The sequence below is a fragment of the Chitinophaga sp. 30R24 genome (assembly GCF_049056765.1).
Taxonomy (GTDB): domain Bacteria; phylum Bacteroidota; class Bacteroidia; order Chitinophagales; family Chitinophagaceae; genus Chitinophaga.
On sequence record NZ_JBJGXX010000001.1, the window covers coordinates 1,342,968 to 1,361,664 of the forward strand.

Here is an 18,697-nt window from a genome sequence, read left to right on the forward strand (position 1 = left end):
ATAAGTTCATCACTCAATGAGAAGAAAAATAGTTACACTTTTAATAGTTACGATCGGTTTGGGAATGAGTGCATGCCATCATCCCAGGAAACTTGCCCGGAGTACATTCCCGGCTGCAGATACCAATAAGATAGTGATAGCAAGAGATAACAGCGCCAATAATGAGCTGCTAAAGTTTACCAGCGATATGCTGAATGGTATACATGCTAATCACATTGATTTTAATACCTTTTCCGGTAAAATGAAGTTGGCATTTGAAACAGATAAGAAAAGCCACAATAACCTGAGCGCTACTTTCCGTATGAAAAAAGATAGTATCATCTGGATATCTGTTTCGGCGCCTATTGTGGATGAAGTGATCCGTGCAGTGATCACACCAGACAGTTTGAAAATGTATAATCGTTTAGACAAACAATTATATCTCCGGAAGATGTCGGATGCAGCAGACCTGTTGAATATCCCGTTCGATTTCCAGACCTTGCAGGATATGCTGATCGGTAACCCCGTGTACTTGTCGGATTCCGTATACCAGGTAATTAAAACACCATCGATCATCTCTTTTAGCTGTGATCATGGAAATTTTATCAGTTTGTTTAATGTATTTGCAGATGATTTCGGGCTGCAGCAGAGTAAAGTGATGGATAAAGACAGTACCGGTGTGAGCAAGCGCTCCTGTGAGTTTACATATGGTGATTATGCAAAAGTAGCAGGACGTAAGTTCCCTACTACCCGTCGCATCTATGTGGAAGAAAAAAATGTGACCAAGGTAGCCTTAGATTTTATCCGTTACGACTTCGACCTGCCATTGAGTTTTCCATTTAGTATGCCCGTCAGTTATAAACGTATGTAAGATGACATCCTCTTGTTTGTCGTCTTCATAACATAATAAACGTTGTATATTTATTTAATTTGCAGTTACTAAAACCAGTCATGTTGTATTTGAAGAAGATTATCCCGCTCATATTGATGCTATGGTTAATACCGGCGTTGTTGGTAGCCCAGAATAATGGGCAACCGCAGCAGCAATCGCGGGAGGAACTTGAGCATAGGAAAAGGGAACTGCAAAAGGAAATAGATGAGGCGAACGAGCAACTGAAAGAAACCAAGAAATCGACCCGGGAAAGCTTGGGGCAGCTTCGTGCCCTGCGCGACAAAATCTCGCTGCGTTCTCGCCTGATCAACAATATTAATGAAGAAATCAACTTTATTAATGGAGATATCAACACTGCTTACCGGGATGTAAAAACCCTGCAGAAAGACCTGGATACCCTGAAAGCGCAATACGCCCAGCTAGTAGTATACGCATATAAGAACCGCTCTTCGTACGACATGCTCAATTTTGTGTTTTCTGCCCAGAGCTTTAATGATGCGGTGAAGCGTTTCCAGTATTTAAAGCAATACCGCGATTACCGTCGCCGTCAGGCTGAAAATATTGTCACTACCCAGGAGTTGTTGAGCCAAAAAATCCAGCACCTGGAATCCCAGCGGGTAAAACGTTCTGATGCCCTCAAAACTGAACAGGAGCAACGTGCTACGTTGGAGGTAGATAAGAAAGAGAAAGATGAGGTATTAAATAAGCTGAAAGGCCGGGAAAAAGAGCTGGTAGCCGATATAAATCAGCGTAATAAAGATGCACAGAAAGTACAGGCAGCTATCCGGGCAGTAATTCGCCGGGAGATAGAGGAGGCCCGCCGTAAAGCAATAGAAGAAGAGAATGCACGCAGAAAAGCGGCAGAAGAAAAACGCAAGCGGGAAGAGGAAGCCCGTAAAGCTGCTGCATTGGCTGCTGCTGAGAAAGCTAAAGCCGCTAATAACAACCCTAACAATATTACCAATAATGCCAATACACCGGCGCCGGTAACACCGTCGGCACCACCTAAACCGGTGGCGCCAACACCTGAGCCGGAGCCCGAAAAAACTACAACCCGTACAGAAAATGTGCTGGAAGCCACTCCGGAAGCGCTGGCATTGTCTGAAAGCTTTGAAGCTAACCGCGGAAAATTGCCATGGCCGGTAGATGCAGGTAGTATTATAGAGCATTTTGGTATTCACCAGCATGCGGTAATGGAACACATACAGGTGCCATCAGATGGTATTGTGATTGCTACCAATAAAGGTGCTGCCGTAAAATCCATCTTCGATGGAGAAGTAAAGTCTGTAGTAGTAATGCCTGGCTCAGGATATGTGATTATTATCCGTCACGGACAGTACTTTACCACCTATGTACGTTTGCAGACTACCCGTGTGAAAAAAGGAGATTTCGTGAAAACAGGTCAGGTAATAGGTACTGCCAGCGTTAATGATATTGAAAATTCCGGCGAAGTAGAGCTGCAAATCTGGAAAGGTACTACCAAACAAGACCCAGAGCAGTGGATCCGGAGAAGATAGCGTAACATAACTAAAACTAAAATAACAGGGAGGGGTTGGCTGCTTAGCCGGCGCCTTTCTGCTTACTAACCTAATGGATTTTTTTTGAGACAGTTGATCCCTCTATTGATGGCGATGTGGCTATTGTCTGCGCCGTTGTATGCCCAGCAGGGTAATAGGGCATCGCACGCGGCATTGGAAAAACGCAAACAGGAACTATTAAAGGAAATTGCGGCTGCCAACAAAGCCTTGTCGGAAACGAAGAAATCTACCCGGCAGAACCTTCAGTTGCAGCAGGAACTGCAACAAAAGATTAGCGTCCGCAATGCCCAGATTCTCAGTATTAATAACGAAATCAGCCTCATAGAGAACGATATCAGTTCCACTAACGATAATGTACAAACGCTGGAGAAAGAAGTAGACTCCTTACGGGCCAGGTATGCACAGTTGATTGTATATGAATATAAAAGCCAGGACTCTTACGGCCTATTAAATTTTTTCTTTTCTGCCACCAGTTTTAATGATGCTATCCGGCGTTACCAGTATCTACGTCAATACCGGGAAAACCGCCGCCGGGAAGCAGAAAACCTGTTATCCACGAAAGTATTGCTTGGGCAAAAGTTAACAGCGTTACAGGAGCAGCGCGCGGAGAAGGCTGGCGCCTTGCACACAGAGCAACAACAGCGGGTAAATCTGTTGGCGGATAAAAAAGAGGCTGATGAAACGATTGCCCAGCTAAAAGACCAGGAGCAGGAACTGCAACAACGCATTAATAAAAACCAGGCAGAAGCCCGCCAGGTAGATAAGGCCATTGAGGAAGCGATCCGGAAAGAAATTGCGGCTGCACAGCAACGGGCTGCGGCACAAGCGCTGGCCCGCAAGAAAGCAGCAGCTGCTAAACGGAAAGCCCAGGCGGAAGCCCGCGAAAAAGCAACATTGGCAACAACGAAGTCGTTGCATAAGAAAATAGTAAAACCGGCGCCGGCAGAAAAAGACGAGGATGATAATGAGCCGGTAGCAAAAACTTCCAGCGAAGATGTGTTGGTAGCTACTCCGGAAGCATTATCCCTGTCGCGTAATTTTGAAGCCAACCGTGGGCGCCTCCCCTGGCCGGTAGACGCAGGCCGTATTACCGGACATTTCGGGGCAGGTAAGATCGGGAAAGTTGAAGTGGACCATAATGGCGTTATTATTACCACTGCTAAAGGAGCTGCGGTAAAAGCCGTTTTCGATGGAGAGGTGATTATGGTATTTATGGTTCCAGGCGCAGGGTATATGGTTACCCTACGCCATGGAAAATATTTTACCAACTATGTGAGATTACTTGACGTGCGTGTCAGTAAAGGTACTACAGTGAAACGCGGACAAACATTAGGAGTAGCCGCACCTGCAACAAGCGGTAGTAATGGTGAGATAGAATTACAGATCTATCGTAATATGGTGAAACAGAATCCTGAAAGGTGGATTCGCCCACGTTAAAGCAGTTGTACCTGTTTTTGCAATACTTCCTCGTATAAGTTCTCGTACTGAGGAATGATATTATCGATATGGAAGCGTTGGGCCTGTTCCCATGCCCCCTGTCTTACTTGTTCCAGCAAAGCCTCATCTTTTAATAAGTGTACTGCATGGGCAGCCATATCTGCTACATCGCCTACATTACTCATATAGCCGGTTTTACCGGGTATATTGATCTCCGGTAAACCGCCGGCATTAGAGGAAATAACCGGTACCCTTGCTGCCATGGCTTCCAGTGCAGCCAAACCAAAGCTTTCATAATCAGAAGGCAGGATAAACAGATCGCTGATAGACATTACATCTTCCAGTTGTTCCTGTTTACCTACAAATCTTACATCCTCACAGATACCTAACTCCCGGCATAAAGATTCTATAGCAGGTCTGTCGGGGCCATCGCCTACCAGCAGCAGTTTGGCTGGTATTTCCTTACGTACCAGTGCAAATATTTTCACTACATCCGGCACTCTTTTTACCTTACGGAAATTGGATACGTGCAGTAATATCTTTTCTCCGTTGGGAGCAATCGCATTTCTGAAATGAGGCAGATCCTGGCGGGCGAAGCGCTGGGTATCTACAAAGTTGTAGATCACGGAGATATCCTTTTCTATCGGGAAGGATTTATAAGTTTCTTCCCGTAGGTTTTCCGATACCGCAGTAATAGCGTCGGATTCGTTGATGGAGAAGGTAACTACTGGTTCGTATGTTTTATCCTTGCCTACCAGGGTAATGTCTGTACCATGGAGGGTAGTGATAAAGGGAACAACCCTGCCATGCTTTTTCACGATCTGTTTGGCCATATAGGCTGTAGAGGCGTGAGGAATGGCATAGTGTACATGGAGCAGGTCCAACTTCTGATTAATGATCACATCCACCATGGTACTGCTGAGTGCCGATTCATAAGGAGGGAAATCAAAAAGCGGATATGTAGGAACCTGAACTTCGTGATAATATATGTTAGCGTGAAACGCATTAAGCCTTACTGGCTGTTGATATGTAATAAAGTGGATCATATGGCCTTTGTCTGCCAGGGCTTTGCCCAGTTCAGTTGCCAGCACCCCACTACCACCATAAGTAGGGTAACATACTATTCCTATGCGCATGAGTTGTTTTTTAGGATGGTACAAAGGTACTAAAAACTGAAAGTATAAAGTATACAGTTACAGGAGTTGAAGACAGCAATATCCAGTAAACACCGGCACAGGCCGCAAATAGATGCTTTAAATCCTTTGCTGTAAATGGTTTTACAGTTTTTTTTCTTGCTTTGTCACGTTCATGTTATGTTTTATGCTTTTACCGTTCAGCTTTTTTAGTAGTTTTAATGATAAATTAACCTGCTGCATGATGAAATATATGATGCCAATTTTGTTAGCCTGTGCTTTGCCAACCCTGGTAGCAGCGCAGGACAAAGATTCAATTACACTGAGAAAATTAGCGGATGAAGTGCTTACCCATAGTACAGCTTATGAGAACCTACGGGTTTTAACGAAACAGGTAGGAGGACGTTTAGCCGGCTCCCCGGGAATGGTAAAAGCGGAACAATGGGGCGTAAATGCGCTAAAAGAGGCAGGGGCAGACACCGTATATCTGCAGGCCTGCATGGTGCCACATTGGGTGAGGGGTGCCAGAGAGGAAGCCCGCATTATCTCCAGCCGTCGTGATTATTTACTGCCTTTAAATATACTGGCCCTGGGCAACTCAGTCGGGAGTGGCCCGGATGGGGTAACGGCCCCGGTATTGGAAGTATCTTCTTTCGACGACCTGGAGGCGAAGAAAGAGGAGGTGAAAGGTAAAATTGTGTTTTATAATTATCACTTTGATCCCACTTACATCAAAACTTTCCACGCTTATGGCGATGCGGTGAAATACCGTGGTCAGGGTGCCAGTCGCGCCGCGAAATATGGCGCTTTAGCGGTTATTGTACGTTCTATGTCGCATGGCGCTAATAACTTCCCACATACGGGCGCAATGCAGTACGACAGCGCTTATCCTAAGATACCAGCCGTAGCAATAGGACTCGAAGATGCCGATCGCCTGAGCCAACGTATACAAGATGATGCCAGCGCCAAAGTATTTCTGCGCACCAATTGCGAAATGCTGCCGGATACAATTGGCCATAATGTGATCGCAGAATTAAAAGGGAGCAAATACCCCGACCAATATATTACTGTGGGTGGGCATCTGGACTCCTGGGACGTGGCAGAAGGTGCACATGATGACGGTACCGGTTGTGTACAGTCTATAGAAGTGCTGCGGGCTTATAAAGCATTGGGTATACGGCCAGCGCATACGTTGCGGGTGGTATTGTTTGCCAATGAAGAAAATGGCAGTCGTGGAGGTAAAAAATACGCCGAGGTAGCAAAAGCCCGTCACGAAAAACATGTATTTGCCCTGGAAAGCGATGCTGGTGGCTTTACGCCCCGTGGTTTTATCACTACGTTGCCCCCTGCGCTGAAAGCAAAAGTACTGGGTTGGAGACCTCTTCTAGAACCCTATGGTATATATGATTTCACAGAAGAAGGTGGTGGCGTGGACGTAGGTCAGATTCATGCCCTGTTAGGTACTCCAATGGGTGAACTTTCTCCAGACTCCCAACGTTATTTCGATGTTCACCATGCTGCTAATGATGTATTTGAAGCTGTAAATAAACGGGAATTGGAATTAGGAGCCTTGGGTATGGCCGCTTTCCTTTATCTTGTAGATGAGAATTTTTGATCTTATCACATTAAAACCAATTTATGGGCAGGTTTGTCTTTATCGTAGTTGCTATTATTTTATTAGTACTGGGAGGCTTATTCTTTTATAAATATTATTTTGTTTTTGGTCGTGGCGTAAAAGCAGGCGAGCTTAATTATTTTGTAGAGAAAGGATATGTTTTTAAAACCTACGAAGGCAAATTGATTCAATCTGGTTACAAGGGAAAGGTAGCAGGTGCTATCCAGTCAAATGAATTCCAGTTTTCAGTGAGTGATGCACATATTGCGCAACAACTCATGACGGCTAGTGGGAAATGGGTGGAGCTGCACTATAAGGAATACCTGGGCACTCTTCCCTGGAGAGGCTATAGCCCGTTTATTGTAGACAGTGTGATTATTATTAAGAACAGTAATGGGCAAGATTTGCCCTATGCCCAATAGGTAACTGTACCTAAAAGTAATGTGGCGGTATCAAACCATTGATACCGCCACATTACTTTTAGGACTATTCTTTCCCGGCATATAGCAGGAATATGGCCGGCCTTTTATGTAATTCCGGCAATTGTTTTTTCCATTCCCTAACGCTTCTGGTTTTAATGTATTCTGTGGTGCCGGTAATATCGGCTGCAATACAAACTTGTGTATGGTCCTTACAATTGTCTAGGATATCTTTCAATAACTGGTTGTTGCGATAAGGCGTTTCTATAAAGAGTTGGGTTTGTTTTTTACGTTCGGATTCCAATTCCAGTTCCCGGAGCATTTTTATTCTTTCCGGTGGCTTTATTGGCAGATAGCCTACAAACTGAAAGTTTTGCCCATTCATGCCGGAGGCCATCAGGGCCAGTAATATGGAATTGGGGCCGATCATTGGGATAACAGGAGCATCGATGCTGTGTGCTATCCTTACAATCAGGTGGCCGGGGTCTGCAATAGCCGGGCATCCGGCTTCACTGAGGATACCTATATTTTTCCCTTCCAACAACAGTTTTTTAGCCAGGACGAGGTCTGGTGGCTGGTTTTCATTCATCAACAATAGCTGTAGGCTATCTATATTGATATTCCTGTCGAGCGCTTTTAAATAGCGGCGGGCAGTACGTTCATTTTCAACAAAAAAAACAGACAACTGCTGTACTATAGCAGTTACATAAGCAGGAATACTGAATAAAGCATCGGCGCTCAACACAGTAGGAACCAGGTACACTTTGCCGGGAGTATTCATTATTTCAGTCTTTTATTTTGTAAGTCGATAGTGGCGGCAATTACCGCATAGGAAGGAGCCAGCATCCAGCCAACTATTGGCACCAGCATAAATATATAGAAAACCATGCCATTGCCAAGAGCCATACCCCGGTGCTGACGGATAAATGCAATACTCTGCGACATGTTTAGCCGATGCCGTTCGCAACTGTAATCCATCATAGAAAACCCGTAAAAGTAAGATTCTATAAAGAAACCTACCATGGGGGTAAGCCAACCGATAACGGGTATAAAGGAAACCAATAGTAATACCAGTATGGCAGCAGTTTGGTAAACAATGTTGCGGCACGACATTTTAATGCCCCGTAATATATCCTGCCCGAGCTGCGACCAGCTGAAAGGAAAATCTTTATACTCGAGTAGCGCTTCTGTTTTTTCTGAGAGGTAAGAGAAAACGGGGGACGCGATTATCAGGAAAAGGTATTTGAAATAAGAAAAATACCAGAATACAAATACGATCCGGATGGAGAAAGCCACCAGGATAAAGAGAAAGCTGATCCAGCTGCTTTCCAGGTCCTGTATCCACTCTGTAATATGTAAAAGCCTGGTTAGATATTCCACAAAATCGCCGGAATAGCCCCACACAAAATAAAAACCCAGGAAAAACAGCAAGCAGTAAATGATACCTGGTATGAGTATCCATTTCCATAATTTATGCTGCATGATAAATTGGTGGGCCTTCCCGTAAGATTGAATGGCAAACAGTACTTCTCTAAACGAAAACATAATGTGATTTGAATAATTTTTTGATTGCCCTGATGCATAAAGATCAGATGTGATGAAATGGCTTTGATGATTAATCCTGGCCAAGGAAGTCAAGATAATCATTAAAATCATTTCATCACATTCCCTTTTCGGGGCCGGTAAAGATAAAATATATGCGGCTCTCCGCCAATCGGGATCATTAAATCACCTATTAGCCCTATTTCACCCCAAAAAAATCACCCTACATCGCATTGATTAGAAGCGAGGGCAAAGTGTTTTGTACTTATTATTTTCGTTTTTGGTGCGAATATATATCAATGAGATTTCAATACCTCCGCGGTAGTTGGAAGCGGGTTTGAGGGTAGATACGTTGGTATCGTAGGTGAGCCCTACCTGAAATCCTTTGATTTCCATGCCAACATACGGGATGATCGCATCTTTCAGGCGGTACCAGCTACCCAGGTAAAAGGTGGTTGGGTTGTCATCTGTATCATCGAGAGTGAAGCCATAGGCGCCGCCAAAGGTAAATTCGGAGGCGGTGCTTTGTTTCATATACAGGATGCTGGTATGAAAACGGTCTTTCCCATTTACCGGAACAGAGCCTCCTCCATGCAGCGTCCAGCGGTAACTGAGACGGTTTTGGGTGATGTTCATGAAAGATTCGGTAGGTTGGGTGATATGGTAGTAAGAGGCTCCCAGGTAGATGTTGGAGGCATCTCCGATTAAGCCATTATATAAAATGCCCACATTGGGATCGAAGTAGGAAATTTTCGGATTGATGAGGGTTTCATTGCTGGGAATGGCCGGGTTATATCCGTTGTTATCAATTTGGTTTTCAAATTGTAGTTTGGTGTTGTCTACTCTTTTCTGTACCAAAGTTCCCTGCAAGCCGATTGCGAGCGTATGGTTTCCTTCCGGGTCGAGGCCTTTGTGGTAGGCTGTACTGAAAGAAATATAATTGGAGGTGAGCGCACCGCCGCCAGTTCTGTCATACATCGCCATAATTCCTACGCCCCAGATGTCTGTATACGAGATCGTATTTTTTAGGATGCCGAAATCAATTGCTGCAGTACCGGTTACAAAAGGCGTTGATATGCTGCGCCATTGTGAGCGGTAGTTACCAGATAAACGGTAGTCTCCGGAAAATAGGCCTGTAAATGCTGGGTTAAGGGTAAGTGGAGAGGCGAAAAACTGAGAAAAGTGCGGGTCCTGTGCCCGCAAAGGATTGAAATAAAGCAATATGGTCAGGAATAGTAAAGCTCTTTTCATAATAATTAAGCTTAAAGCATAGGGTATTATGCAATGTGGGTGAAGGTACGTTAATTAAATCATATCGCAAATTAAATTCATGTATAAAAAAACTGATAAAATAAAAAAAGAATAGCAGTTTTGATCTGTGTAGAGATACAAAACTGCTATTCGTATAACGATTAAAGTTACCTATTGTTGTATTTTAGTTCCAAAAGCCAGATCTCCCGCATCGCCAAGTCCAGGAACAATATATCCCTTGGCAGTCAGTTCATCATCGATGTCTCCTGCCCAGACGGTAAGGTTGGATGTAGTGTTGCGTAATACATATTCAAGACCTACTGTACAGGCGATGGCTACTACTAGGTGGATGTGGCTAGGTTTCCCGATTTCTTCCAGGTGCTCAATGGTTTTCACCAGGGAAGCGCCGGTGGCCAGCATAGGATCAGAAATAATCAGTACCTGACCTTCTATAACCGGGGTACTTACATATTCTAGGCTGATATCAAAAGAGCCGTCATGATTATGCTTACGGTAGGCAGAAACAAACGCATGGTTTGCTTTGTCGAAGTAGTGGAGTAAACCTTGGTGGAGTGCCAGGCCGGCACGTAAGATGGTAGCCAGTACGGGTTGGGATTTTAATACCCGGCAAGTAGCGATCCCCATCGGGGTAGTCACTTCCCGCTCTTCGTATTCAAGCGTTTTACTGATTTCGTACGCCGCAATTTCGCCCAGTCGTTCCATGTTACGCCGGAAGCGCATGCGGTCTTGTTGAATGTCTGCATTTCTGATCTCGCTTAACCATTCTCCCACCAATGAATTAGTATCACTTAAATTGATAATCATGAGCTTTCCCTTTGAGGGCGCAAATTACCGAAAAATTTGGTGTAACTACTGCTTATCCGGCAGCTTTGGCATTTTACCTGGTGGATAGAATACTGCTGCCGGTGTTCCGGCTTATTGTTTACGCCCGGTGTCTTTTTGATTGCCCATAATATACCGCCGCCGGTCATTTTTGTTCACTAATTGTTGTAGCGGGCTTAACATTATTTGTACCTTTTTTTGGTAAGCCGGTACTGTAATGTTGGTATGGCCGTAACCGGCAGCATTTACTTCCAGGGTAACGTTATCTGTTGCCACTTTCAGGCTGAAGTGTCCTGTTTTGTCTGTGGTGGCCATACTAAAACCTGTTTCCTTCTCACGTACAACCGCGTTCTGGATGGGCTTATTACTACTATCAGATACAATACCGGTAATGACCCGCTGCTGTGCAAAAGCCGGAATACCAATGAAGCAGAAGAGCCATAATAAAGCGAGATATTTTTTCATGGCTTTGTTTTTCTTATTAAGATGAGGGAAAGCCTGCTTTTTCCATAACCAGGAAAAAATATTTTAAAACTACCTTTGCTGAAATTTTTTGTCGATGGTATATAATGTGATCGGTACCATGTCTGGTAGTTCATTAGACGGACTGGATATTGTTTTTGCAGAATTAACAGAAATACGCGGACAGTGGACTTATGCTATTAAAGCAGCAGAAACCCTGCCATATGAGCCGGAATGGGCCGATAGGCTGGCTGGAGCCACTGCTTTATCTGCACGGGATTACTTATTGTTGCATACCGCCTACGGACACTACACCGGCCAACGTATTCTCTCTTTTATAGAAAAAAATCAGCTGGATCATAAAATACATTTTATCGCCTCTCATGGTCATACCACCTTTCATCTGCCATCGGATAAAATGACGGCTCAACTGGGCGATGGTGCAGCCATTACTGCGGTAACCGGCTTACCAGTGATAACAGACCTGCGAGCATTGGATGTGGCCCTTGGCGGCCAGGGCGCTCCCATTGTGCCTATTGGCGAAAAATACCTGTTTTCGGGGTATCAGTATTGGCTGAATCTGGGTGGGATCGCCAATATTTCTGCCCAAACCAGTAACGGTTTCGTTGCTTTTGATATTTGTCCGGCAAACCAGGTATTAAATTCCCTGGTAGCGGCGCTTAATAAACCTTATGATAATGGCGGCGCCTTAGCAGCCGGGGGTGTTATAGACAATCATTTGTTGGCACAACTGAACGGACTGGCTTATTATGCTGCCCCCTGGCCAAAGTCGCTGGACAATGATTTTGGAACCGCTACCATATTGCCCATGATCCATGAGCTAAGAATATCTGTACAGGGTAAACTGCGTACTTATGCGGAACACATTGCTATCCAAGTAGCTCATGCGGCGAAAGCGCTGAAATCCCAACTTCCGGAAGGTACAGCCAATATGTTGATCACCGGTGGTGGCGCCTTTAATACTTTCCTGGTACAGCTCATACAGGAAAAGTTAATGCCATTGGATATTACTGTCACCATTCCAGACGAACAAACCATTAACTATAAAGAAGCCCTGATTATGGCTTTGATAGGTGCGTTGCGTTGGAGGCAGGAAGAGAATACACTCAGTGAAGTAACCGGCGCCACGAGAAATGCCATTAATGGCGCTTTGTGGATCAGCCATTAGGTACTGGCTGCTGGTTGCCAGCTTATTAGTTAGCAACCAGCAGTAAATTCAAATTTGTCGCCGTCAAATAATCCCAGGTCGCTGAGCTTTAAATGGGGTATTACCAATAGTGCCATAAAAGATAAAGTCATGAATGGTGCTGCTAGGGGAGATCCCAGTTTTTTAGCCGCTTTATCCAGCGTACTATACTGTGTAGCTATCGTATATCCGTCTAAGTTACTCATTAATCCGGCTACTGGTAACGGTAATGTATATACGTTATTTTCATTTGCAACACTGATACCACCTTGTTCTGCTATTACCGCATTAATGGCAGCTACCAGGCTTTCGTCGCTTGTGCCTACCGCAATGATATTGTGGCTGTCGTGTGCTACGGAAGAGGCGATAGCGCCCTGTTGCAGCCCAAATCCATGAATGAATGCGAGGGCAGGTGGGGCTTTCCGGTAGCGGTTCACCACTACGAGTTTTAGTATGTCTTTCTCTGTGCTGTTTTGTATTAATCCATTCGCAACAGGTAGCGCTGTGGTGATGGCATTGGTGATAAGTTGCCCGTCCAACGCTTCTATTGCCTTTACCGTGATAGTTCCGGCGTTGCTATCGGGAGCGGGTATACGTAAATTATCCGGATTTATTTTGTCTGCCGTAAAATTATTAACAGGTACAGAAGGCGTGGACGCAATGAGGGTATGTCCGTTTTCAGCTACTTTTTCGCCCGCTATATAAGTAGCCAATATATCAAAGTTTTGAAGGTCGTTGATTACAATAAAGTCTGCCGGATCATTTACACGAAGCAGGCCGTTGTCAAGTTTATAATGTAATACCGGATTAATGCAGGCAGCGCACAACACATTGAACAGGGGAACGCCATAAGCCAAGGCACGTTTCACCAGCAGGTTAATATGTCCTTCTTCCAAACTATCTGGATGTTTGTCGTCGCTGCAAAACATGATGCTTGCAGCATGATCGTATAGCAGCGGATACAGTGCTTCAAAGTTTTTGGCGGCGCTTCCTTCCCGGATGAGAATGTGCATGCCGTATTGTAATTTGTCTTTTGCTTCTTCTATAGTAAAACATTCGTGGTCGGTGCTGATACCGGCTTCAATGTATTCCCGGGCAGCTTCACCGCGTAATCCGGGTGCATGGCCATCTACAGGTTTGCCTGCTTTTTGGGCTGCAGCGATTTTAGCCAGTACTTCCGGGTCTTTATGCAATACGCCGGGGAAATTCATCATTTCTGTGAGGTACCTGATATCCTCCCGTTGCAATAACGCTTCAATATCGGCCACATCTACGGTGGCGCCGGCAGTTTCAAATATGGTAGCGGGTACGCAGGAGGGCGCTCCAAAATTAAAACGGAAAGGCACCTGCCGCCCGTTTTCCAGCATGTATTCCACGCCTTTCACCCCCATTACATTAGCAATTTCATGTGGGTCGCTTACCGTGGCAATGGTGCCATGTACTACAGCCATACGGGCAAATTCGGAAGGAATCAGCATAGAGCTCTCGATATGTACATGTGCATCTGTGAAGCCTGGTAGTAAGTATTGGGAATAGCTGTTGTTGTTGCGCTCAATATTGCGGATGTAACCGTTTTCCACATAAATAGTGGCCGGATATATTTCCTGTTGGAATATATCTACCAGGTTGCCGGATAACTGAAATGTTTTCATACCGTAAATCTAAACAATAGAGAGGATTGTACCATACAAACCTATTTTGGAAGAAGTGAGGAGGCAGATGTTTTTTTGGTTATCTTTAATTACTGGTATTGTAATTCATTATCAATAAAACTGTTTATGACAAGGGTTAAATTTTTTACGCTGTTGATGGCCTTACTAATAGGCGCGGGCGCTTATGCTCAGTCTGTAGATGAAATTGTAGCCAAAAATATTGCGGCTATGGGAGGCGCAGATAAATTAAAAGGCATTAAGACTGAGTACATAGAAGGCAGTATGGAAGTGCAGGGACAAACCGTGCCGGTAAAAAGGTGGGTAAAGCAGAACGAGGCGATGAGATTGGAATTCAGCGTTATGGGCACCAACAATGTACAGGTGATTAATCATGATTCCGGATGGACATTAATGCCGGTGATGATGCAAACCAGTGCCCAAGATATGGATGCGCAGTTGGTAAAAATGATGAAATCCCAGTTAGACCTGAGAGGAGAGCTATATGATTACAAGGGCAAAGGCAAAAAGATCGAGCTGCAAGGCCAGGAGGCAGTGAATGGGGCATCTGCTTATAAACTGAAAATCACTTCTGCTGATGGTACCCAGGGTATTGTGTACCTGGATACTCAAACTTTTTTGCTGGTGAAGGCAGTTAACCATGTTAACCTGCAAGGCCAGGAATTAGATCTCGAAACATTGTTTTCAGACTATAAGAAAACCCCTGATGGCATTACTTATGCCGCAGTAACGGAGCAAAGCCCAGGAGGCGTAAAAATCCATATTGATAAGATAGAAAATAATCAACCTTTGGCAGAGAGCTTGTTTGCTAAGCCGTAGGATAAGAAAACATAAAAAAGGCCGGTCGTTGCAGTAAAAGGTGTCCTCACCATCTGTTGCAACGACCGGCCTTTTTTTATCATTTATACAAGGTGGCCATTGCCAATGCTTCTTCTTTTAATCTGTTGGCCAGGTGTGCCGGTTGTAATATTGTAACCTGTGCGCCGTAGCTGAGCAGCGTCATGGTAAGTTCTGGGTTGATTACTACGTGAAGGGATATACGGCATTCCTGATGGTTATCCTCTATTACTTTTTGGGAGGTATGGATGGGTTGTGATTTTACATATTTTCCTTGCCGTGGGGTAAAGCTGAGCAGTACATGTTCAGGTTCTCCCTCATGTACGGTAATACCTACCGCGTGTTGGAAGTAGCTGGCGTCATCAAAATTTTTTTCATCAAAGTGTTTATTGGTAGGCCAGAGTTTTACTACCCGGTCCAATGCGAATGTGATCACTGCCCCACCCCGGGTTTGCTGGCTTTTGCCGATCAAATAAAAACGGTGTTGGTATTCGCGCAGGTGATATGGTTCTACCCAATGTTCTTTAGGCTCATCGCGTTCAAAACTTTGATAAGCAATACGGATCACCTCCAGATTCTTAATAGCGTCTACAATTTCGGGGATGTGTTCCGCGCCTTTGTATTGGGAAGCCCGGCTGAATTTAATGAGGCCTTTATGTTGAAGGGCTTCCCGGTTCATTTTGAGACTGGCGGCTATTTTGAGGATAGCGTCCTCGAACTGTTGCACTACGGGCAGGCTACGGAATTGTTCTAGTATACCGATAGCAATTTCCAGCCCCTGTAGGTCTGCTTCTTCTATAGGTGAATTACCGATAGAAAAGTTTTCGTCCGAATAGCGGTAGGTGCCGCTGCTACGGTTGTACACAATAGGCGCCATATAGTTCAGTTCAGGGTCCTGGCGCATGTCCTGGATGTCTTTTTGTATAGTACGAACGGAAATTTGCATCCCCATTTTCTCGGATACATATTCAATCAGATCGTCCAGGTTAGGTTTGGTTTTCTGCTTGCTGCGCAGCCGCTCGTCAATCCACCGGTAGCGAGATACTGCGTCTTTATTCTTTGGCAAAAGATAAGATTTAGGAAATAAAAATAAACATTTCCCTGTTTTGGCAGTAAGGTTTTAAAAATTATAAACAAATATTCACTACGCAAATAGTTTGCGTGCAAGGTTGGTAGTTTTGTATTGTTATTAAAGCCTAACGGTGATGAATAAAGTAAATACAACCACAGCAACTACCCCTGTACAAGCTATTTCAATAGGACAGATTATTATGGACGATTCCAATTATCTGACACTATGGGGACAGGTGCAACAGCAGAATCAGTGGTATTCCTGCGATTTTGTAACTACTTATGAAGTAATGAATTCCATGCTACGGTTTACACAAGATAAACATGATGCGGTGCAAATGACAATTGTGAAAAAACTGGAAGACATGTGCCGGACGCCAGATATTATTGATCTGGAAGCAGAATTGGGCGCCGCGGTGGTATTTGATAACCTTATTTTTTATGTTAAAAAGCCCAATCTCCGGCACGAAGACGGGGCGGAAAACTATGCTGATGAAGCTTGTTATTACATTGAGCGTGCCGTGCCGCTACCGGTAGCTCCGCAGTTACCAGTTGTTACGCCAGGGCCGGGAGATGATCGCAATGAAAAAATGGACTATTGTATACAGTGGCTTCATGATGCCTATAACCTATATCTCGGATTTATTGAAGTAGAACTGGGGGATGGAGCTGCCCGGATAAAAGCAGGACTTGAGAATGATCACAAGTTCAGTATGGCTTATTATGCCTGGCAGCTTTATGCCTCAAATCCTGGCAATCAGAGGTAAAATGAGTGCTGGTGCCTCTTTGCCCTTGGACAGGGATGTACGAGGTATAATTTTCTGGAAATCAGAGTAGAATAAGGTAATACACCAGGGATAAATTATCAGTTTAAAGTAGTACGATAAGGATGAGTTGGTGAAATAATCAGTTTAATTCTGGCAATCGGGTATGCTGTTTGCTAATACAAGTATTAACTATTAAATTAAATGGCAACCCCAAAAGATATGTACCCCAAATTTGATTCATTGAATGAATCTTCTTTTGTCCATTGGATGCAACTTTTTATCTATTGAATGAAAGCCCCCGTTTTATCCATTGTTTGAGCCATTACCCCTCTGTTCATCCATTGTGCTAATTTAAATAACCCTATTATCCATTGAAAGCCCCATTTACCCATTGAATAACCCCATTTATCCATTGAATGAGCCCTAGACCATTGTTTGTTAGCTCCAATCATTACCCCAGAAAAAAAAGTGCAAAATTGAGAAAAAAATCCCTTAAAGTCTATAAATTTTGTAGGAAAATACTATTTTTGATCAATTAAATCGTAAAACTATGAGTTTAAGACTGGGAGATATCGCTCCTGATTTCAAAGCAAATACCACTTTAGGGGAAATAGATTTTTACGATTTCCTCGGAGATGGTTGGGGTATTTTATTCTCGCATCCTGCAGACTTTACCCCAGTATGTACTACTGAATTAGGTAAAACCGCTTTATTGAAAGATGAGTTTGCAAAGCGTAATACTAAAGTGCTGGCTGTCAGTGTAGATCCCCTGGATAAACACTTAAGCTGGATAAATGATATTAACGAAACGCAACAGTGTGACGTAACTTTTCCTATTATTGCAGACGAAAACAGAACAGTAGCTACCTTGTATGATATGATTCATCCAAATGCTTCTGAAACTTTTACTGTTAGATCATTGTTTATAATAGGTCCGGATAAGAAAGTAAAGCTCATTATCACCTATCCCGCCGCTACTGGCAGGAATTTCCAGGAAGTATTACGTGTACTCGACTCCCTGCAGTTGACCGCTAAATACAGTGTAGCCACGCCGGCAGACTGGAAAGATGGTGAAGATGTAATTGTAACGGCAGCAGTGCCTACTGCAGATATTCCTGCACGTTTTCCGAAAGGCCATACCATTATTAAGCCTTATCTGAGAACAACACCGCAGCCAAATAAATAAGTAGTGATAGCCATTGGATGGCTTTTTGATAAAGATTTTTTAATGGTTGGTTTTTGATTTTTACGAAACGGGGATTTCTCCCCGTTTTTTTTATGTTCCAACTTCATTAAGACTCCTGCTCTTTTTTGCCGCGATGTTTCCGCAGTTGTGTAAGCAGTGCGCTCATATCTTTAGGTAAAGGGGCTTCTATAGTATATTCTTTCCCGGTAGGGTCTTTAAAAATAAGCATAGAGGCATGCAGTGCCAACCGGCTCAATAAGGGGCGTTCTTCCTCGGTATGTTTACCCAGTTTAAATTTTTTCTTGATGGCCGATAGTAATACTGGTTGAGCGCTTCCATAAAATTCATCCACCGCAATTGGGTGGCCCAGGTGTTTCATGTGTACCCTGATCTGATGGGTACGGCCAGTATGGATCTGCATTTTTACCAGGCTGTACAGTCCAAATTCTTCCAATACTTCATAGTCGGTAGAAGAGGGTTTGCCTTTCCGGTTGGTCACCATTTTCCCCTTTTGCACAGGATGCTCCATGATGCCTTCGTTGATATTTCCTTGCTTGGTGGCTAGCTGACCACTTACTAATCCCAGGTAATATTTTTTTACATCCCTGCTTTCAAAAAGTTGGGAAAAGTATTTATGGGCGGCTTCATTGCGGGCAAATAAGATAATACCGCTGGTATCGCGGTCTAACCGGTGTACAGTGAAGATTTCTCCATAAGCCTTTTTCATGATGGCAATCAGGGAAGTTAATTCGTTATCGTGCCGGTCTGGCAGCGTAAGCATACCAGACGGCTTATTCACAATAACAAAATCAGGTGTTTCGAGTAAAATATGATCTACTAATCGCATC

General features: G+C 44.0%; 18 protein-coding genes. 9 read left to right on the plus strand and 9 right to left on the minus strand.

Going from position 1 to position 18,697, the window contains the following annotated elements:
* Nucleotides 1–16: 16 nt before the first annotated feature.
* The 3 genes from ACDQ55_RS05675 (at nucleotide 17) to ACDQ55_RS05685 (ending at nucleotide 3,846) form a co-directional block, all read left to right on the plus strand.
* On the plus strand, nucleotides 17–850 hold the full coding sequence (locus tag ACDQ55_RS05675; protein WP_420980237.1) for a DUF4292 domain-containing protein: 834 nt from the start codon (nucleotides 17–19) through the stop codon (nucleotides 848–850).
* An 89-nt stretch (nucleotides 851–939) separates the two neighbouring features.
* Entirely contained in the window at nucleotides 940–2,388 is a 1,449-nt protein-coding gene (locus ACDQ55_RS05680; protein WP_420980238.1) for a murein hydrolase activator EnvC family protein, read from the plus strand.
* 84 nt (nucleotides 2,389–2,472) lie between these two features.
* A complete protein-coding gene (locus tag ACDQ55_RS05685; protein ID WP_420980239.1) occupies nucleotides 2,473–3,846 on the plus strand; it encodes a murein hydrolase activator EnvC family protein in 1,374 nt (457 codons plus the stop codon).
* Here ACDQ55_RS05685 and bshA read toward each other — a convergent pair.
* Entirely contained in the window at nucleotides 3,843–4,982 is a 1,140-nt protein-coding gene (gene bshA / locus ACDQ55_RS05690) for an N-acetyl-alpha-D-glucosaminyl L-malate synthase BshA (protein WP_420980240.1), read from the minus strand. The genes ACDQ55_RS05685 and bshA overlap by 4 nt on opposite strands.
* A 238-nt stretch (nucleotides 4,983–5,220) precedes the next feature.
* Here bshA and ACDQ55_RS05695 point away from each other — a divergent pair, with 238 nt between their 5' ends.
* Nucleotides 5,221–6,594 (plus strand): M20/M25/M40 family metallo-hydrolase, encoded by a 1,374-nt coding sequence (locus tag ACDQ55_RS05695; RefSeq protein ID WP_420980241.1) that lies wholly within the window; start codon nucleotides 5,221–5,223, stop codon nucleotides 6,592–6,594.
* Nucleotides 6,595–6,617: 23 nt separating this feature from the next.
* Nucleotides 6,618–7,016 (plus strand): hypothetical protein, encoded by a 399-nt coding sequence (locus ACDQ55_RS05700; RefSeq protein ID WP_420980243.1) that lies wholly within the window; start codon nucleotides 6,618–6,620, stop codon nucleotides 7,014–7,016.
* A gap of 64 nt (nucleotides 7,017–7,080) precedes the next feature.
* Here the strand turns inward: ACDQ55_RS05700 and ACDQ55_RS05705 are convergent, their stop codons facing one another.
* The 5 genes from ACDQ55_RS05705 to ACDQ55_RS05725 form a co-directional block, all read right to left on the minus strand.
* Nucleotides 7,081–7,794, minus strand: coding sequence for an SAM-dependent methyltransferase (locus ACDQ55_RS05705; protein WP_420980244.1), 714 nt, complete (start codon nucleotides 7,792–7,794; stop codon nucleotides 7,081–7,083).
* Entirely contained in the window at nucleotides 7,794–8,558 is a 765-nt protein-coding gene (locus tag ACDQ55_RS05710; protein WP_420980246.1) for an EI24 domain-containing protein, read from the minus strand. Before ACDQ55_RS05710 ends, ACDQ55_RS05705 begins: the two co-directional genes overlap by 1 nt.
* Before the next feature lie 234 nt (nucleotides 8,559–8,792).
* Nucleotides 8,793–9,806 (minus strand): PorP/SprF family type IX secretion system membrane protein, encoded by a 1,014-nt coding sequence (locus ACDQ55_RS05715; RefSeq protein ID WP_420980248.1) that lies wholly within the window; start codon nucleotides 9,804–9,806, stop codon nucleotides 8,793–8,795.
* A 171-nt stretch (nucleotides 9,807–9,977) separates the two neighbouring features.
* Nucleotides 9,978–10,631 (minus strand): uracil phosphoribosyltransferase, encoded by a 654-nt coding sequence (gene upp / locus ACDQ55_RS05720; RefSeq protein ID WP_420980249.1) that lies wholly within the window; start codon nucleotides 10,629–10,631, stop codon nucleotides 9,978–9,980.
* A 111-nt stretch (nucleotides 10,632–10,742) separates the two neighbouring features.
* On the minus strand, nucleotides 10,743–11,114 hold the full coding sequence (locus ACDQ55_RS05725; protein WP_420980250.1) for a carboxypeptidase-like regulatory domain-containing protein: 372 nt from the start codon (nucleotides 11,112–11,114) through the stop codon (nucleotides 10,743–10,745).
* Nucleotides 11,115–11,208: 94 nt separating this feature from the next.
* On the opposite strand from ACDQ55_RS05725, the gene ACDQ55_RS05730 reads away from it, so the two are divergent.
* Nucleotides 11,209–12,300: an anhydro-N-acetylmuramic acid kinase gene (locus ACDQ55_RS05730; protein ID WP_420980251.1), complete on the plus strand. Its 1,092-nt coding sequence runs from the start codon at nucleotides 11,209–11,211 to the stop codon at nucleotides 12,298–12,300.
* Nucleotides 12,301–12,329: 29 nt separating this feature from the next.
* On the opposite strand, the gene ade is transcribed toward ACDQ55_RS05730, so the two are convergent.
* A complete protein-coding gene (gene ade / locus ACDQ55_RS05735; protein WP_420980252.1) occupies nucleotides 12,330–13,970 on the minus strand; it encodes an adenine deaminase in 1,641 nt (546 codons plus the stop codon).
* A 126-nt stretch (nucleotides 13,971–14,096) separates the two neighbouring features.
* Here ade and ACDQ55_RS05740 point away from each other — a divergent pair, with 126 nt between their 5' ends.
* Nucleotides 14,097–14,807 carry a hypothetical protein gene (locus ACDQ55_RS05740; RefSeq protein ID WP_420980253.1) on the plus strand — a complete coding sequence of 237 codons (711 nt, stop codon included), beginning with the start codon at nucleotides 14,097–14,099 and terminating at the stop codon, nucleotides 14,805–14,807.
* A gap of 79 nt (nucleotides 14,808–14,886) precedes the next feature.
* On the opposite strand, the gene ACDQ55_RS05745 is transcribed toward ACDQ55_RS05740, so the two are convergent.
* Nucleotides 14,887–15,891 (minus strand): helix-turn-helix transcriptional regulator, encoded by a 1,005-nt coding sequence (locus tag ACDQ55_RS05745; protein ID WP_420980254.1) that lies wholly within the window; start codon nucleotides 15,889–15,891, stop codon nucleotides 14,887–14,889.
* Nucleotides 15,892–16,030: 139 nt separating this feature from the next.
* Between ACDQ55_RS05745 and ACDQ55_RS05750 the strand changes: the two genes are divergently transcribed.
* Both ACDQ55_RS05750 and ACDQ55_RS05755 read left to right on the plus strand, forming a co-directional pair.
* The gene (locus ACDQ55_RS05750; RefSeq protein ID WP_420980255.1) at nucleotides 16,031–16,663 is read left to right on the plus strand and encodes a hypothetical protein; all 633 of its coding nucleotides are present in this window, start codon (nucleotides 16,031–16,033) and stop codon (nucleotides 16,661–16,663) included.
* A 550-nt stretch (nucleotides 16,664–17,213) separates the two neighbouring features.
* A complete protein-coding gene (locus tag ACDQ55_RS05755) occupies nucleotides 17,214–17,849 on the plus strand; it encodes a peroxiredoxin (RefSeq protein WP_420980256.1) in 636 nt (211 codons plus the stop codon).
* Nucleotides 17,850–17,955: 106 nt separating this feature from the next.
* Here the strand turns inward: ACDQ55_RS05755 and ACDQ55_RS05760 are convergent, their stop codons facing one another.
* Nucleotides 17,956–18,696 (minus strand): RluA family pseudouridine synthase, encoded by a 741-nt coding sequence (locus tag ACDQ55_RS05760; protein ID WP_420980257.1) that lies wholly within the window; start codon nucleotides 18,694–18,696, stop codon nucleotides 17,956–17,958.
* Nucleotide 18,697 lies beyond the last annotated feature (1 nt).

Bases quoted from the DNA above. Each gene is read 5' to 3' on its own strand.
- ACDQ55_RS05700 (WP_420980243.1), top strand. From the start codon at position 6,618: ATGGGCAGGTTTGTCTTTATCGTAGTTGCTATTATTTTATTAGTACTG.
- ACDQ55_RS05740 (WP_420980253.1), top strand. From the start codon at position 14,097: ATGACAAGGGTTAAATTTTTTACGCTGTTGATGGCCTTACTAATAGGC.
- ACDQ55_RS05755 (WP_420980256.1), top strand. From the start codon at position 17,214: ATGAGTTTAAGACTGGGAGATATCGCTCCTGATTTCAAAGCAAATACC.
- ACDQ55_RS05710 (WP_420980246.1), bottom strand. From the start codon at position 8,558: ATGTTTTCGTTTAGAGAAGTACTGTTTGCCATTCAATCTTACGGGAAG.
- ACDQ55_RS05715 (WP_420980248.1), bottom strand. From the start codon at position 9,806: ATGAAAAGAGCTTTACTATTCCTGACCATATTGCTTTATTTCAATCCT.
- ACDQ55_RS05730 (WP_420980251.1), top strand. From the start codon at position 11,209: ATGGTATATAATGTGATCGGTACCATGTCTGGTAGTTCATTAGACGGA.
- ACDQ55_RS05675 (WP_420980237.1), top strand. From the start codon at position 17: ATGAGAAGAAAAATAGTTACACTTTTAATAGTTACGATCGGTTTGGGA.
- bshA (WP_420980240.1), bottom strand. From the start codon at position 4,982: ATGCGCATAGGAATAGTATGTTACCCTACTTATGGTGGTAGTGGGGTG.
- ACDQ55_RS05750 (WP_420980255.1), top strand. From the start codon at position 16,031: ATGAATAAAGTAAATACAACCACAGCAACTACCCCTGTACAAGCTATT.
- ACDQ55_RS05725 (WP_420980250.1), bottom strand. From the start codon at position 11,114: ATGAAAAAATATCTCGCTTTATTATGGCTCTTCTGCTTCATTGGTATT.
- ACDQ55_RS05705 (WP_420980244.1), bottom strand. From the start codon at position 7,794: ATGAATACTCCCGGCAAAGTGTACCTGGTTCCTACTGTGTTGAGCGCC.
- ACDQ55_RS05695 (WP_420980241.1), top strand. From the start codon at position 5,221: ATGATGAAATATATGATGCCAATTTTGTTAGCCTGTGCTTTGCCAACC.
- ACDQ55_RS05760 (WP_420980257.1), bottom strand. From the start codon at position 18,696: ATGCGATTAGTAGATCATATTTTACTCGAAACACCTGATTTTGTTATT.
- upp (WP_420980249.1), bottom strand. From the start codon at position 10,631: ATGATTATCAATTTAAGTGATACTAATTCATTGGTGGGAGAATGGTTA.
- ade (WP_420980252.1), bottom strand. From the start codon at position 13,970: ATGAAAACATTTCAGTTATCCGGCAACCTGGTAGATATATTCCAACAG.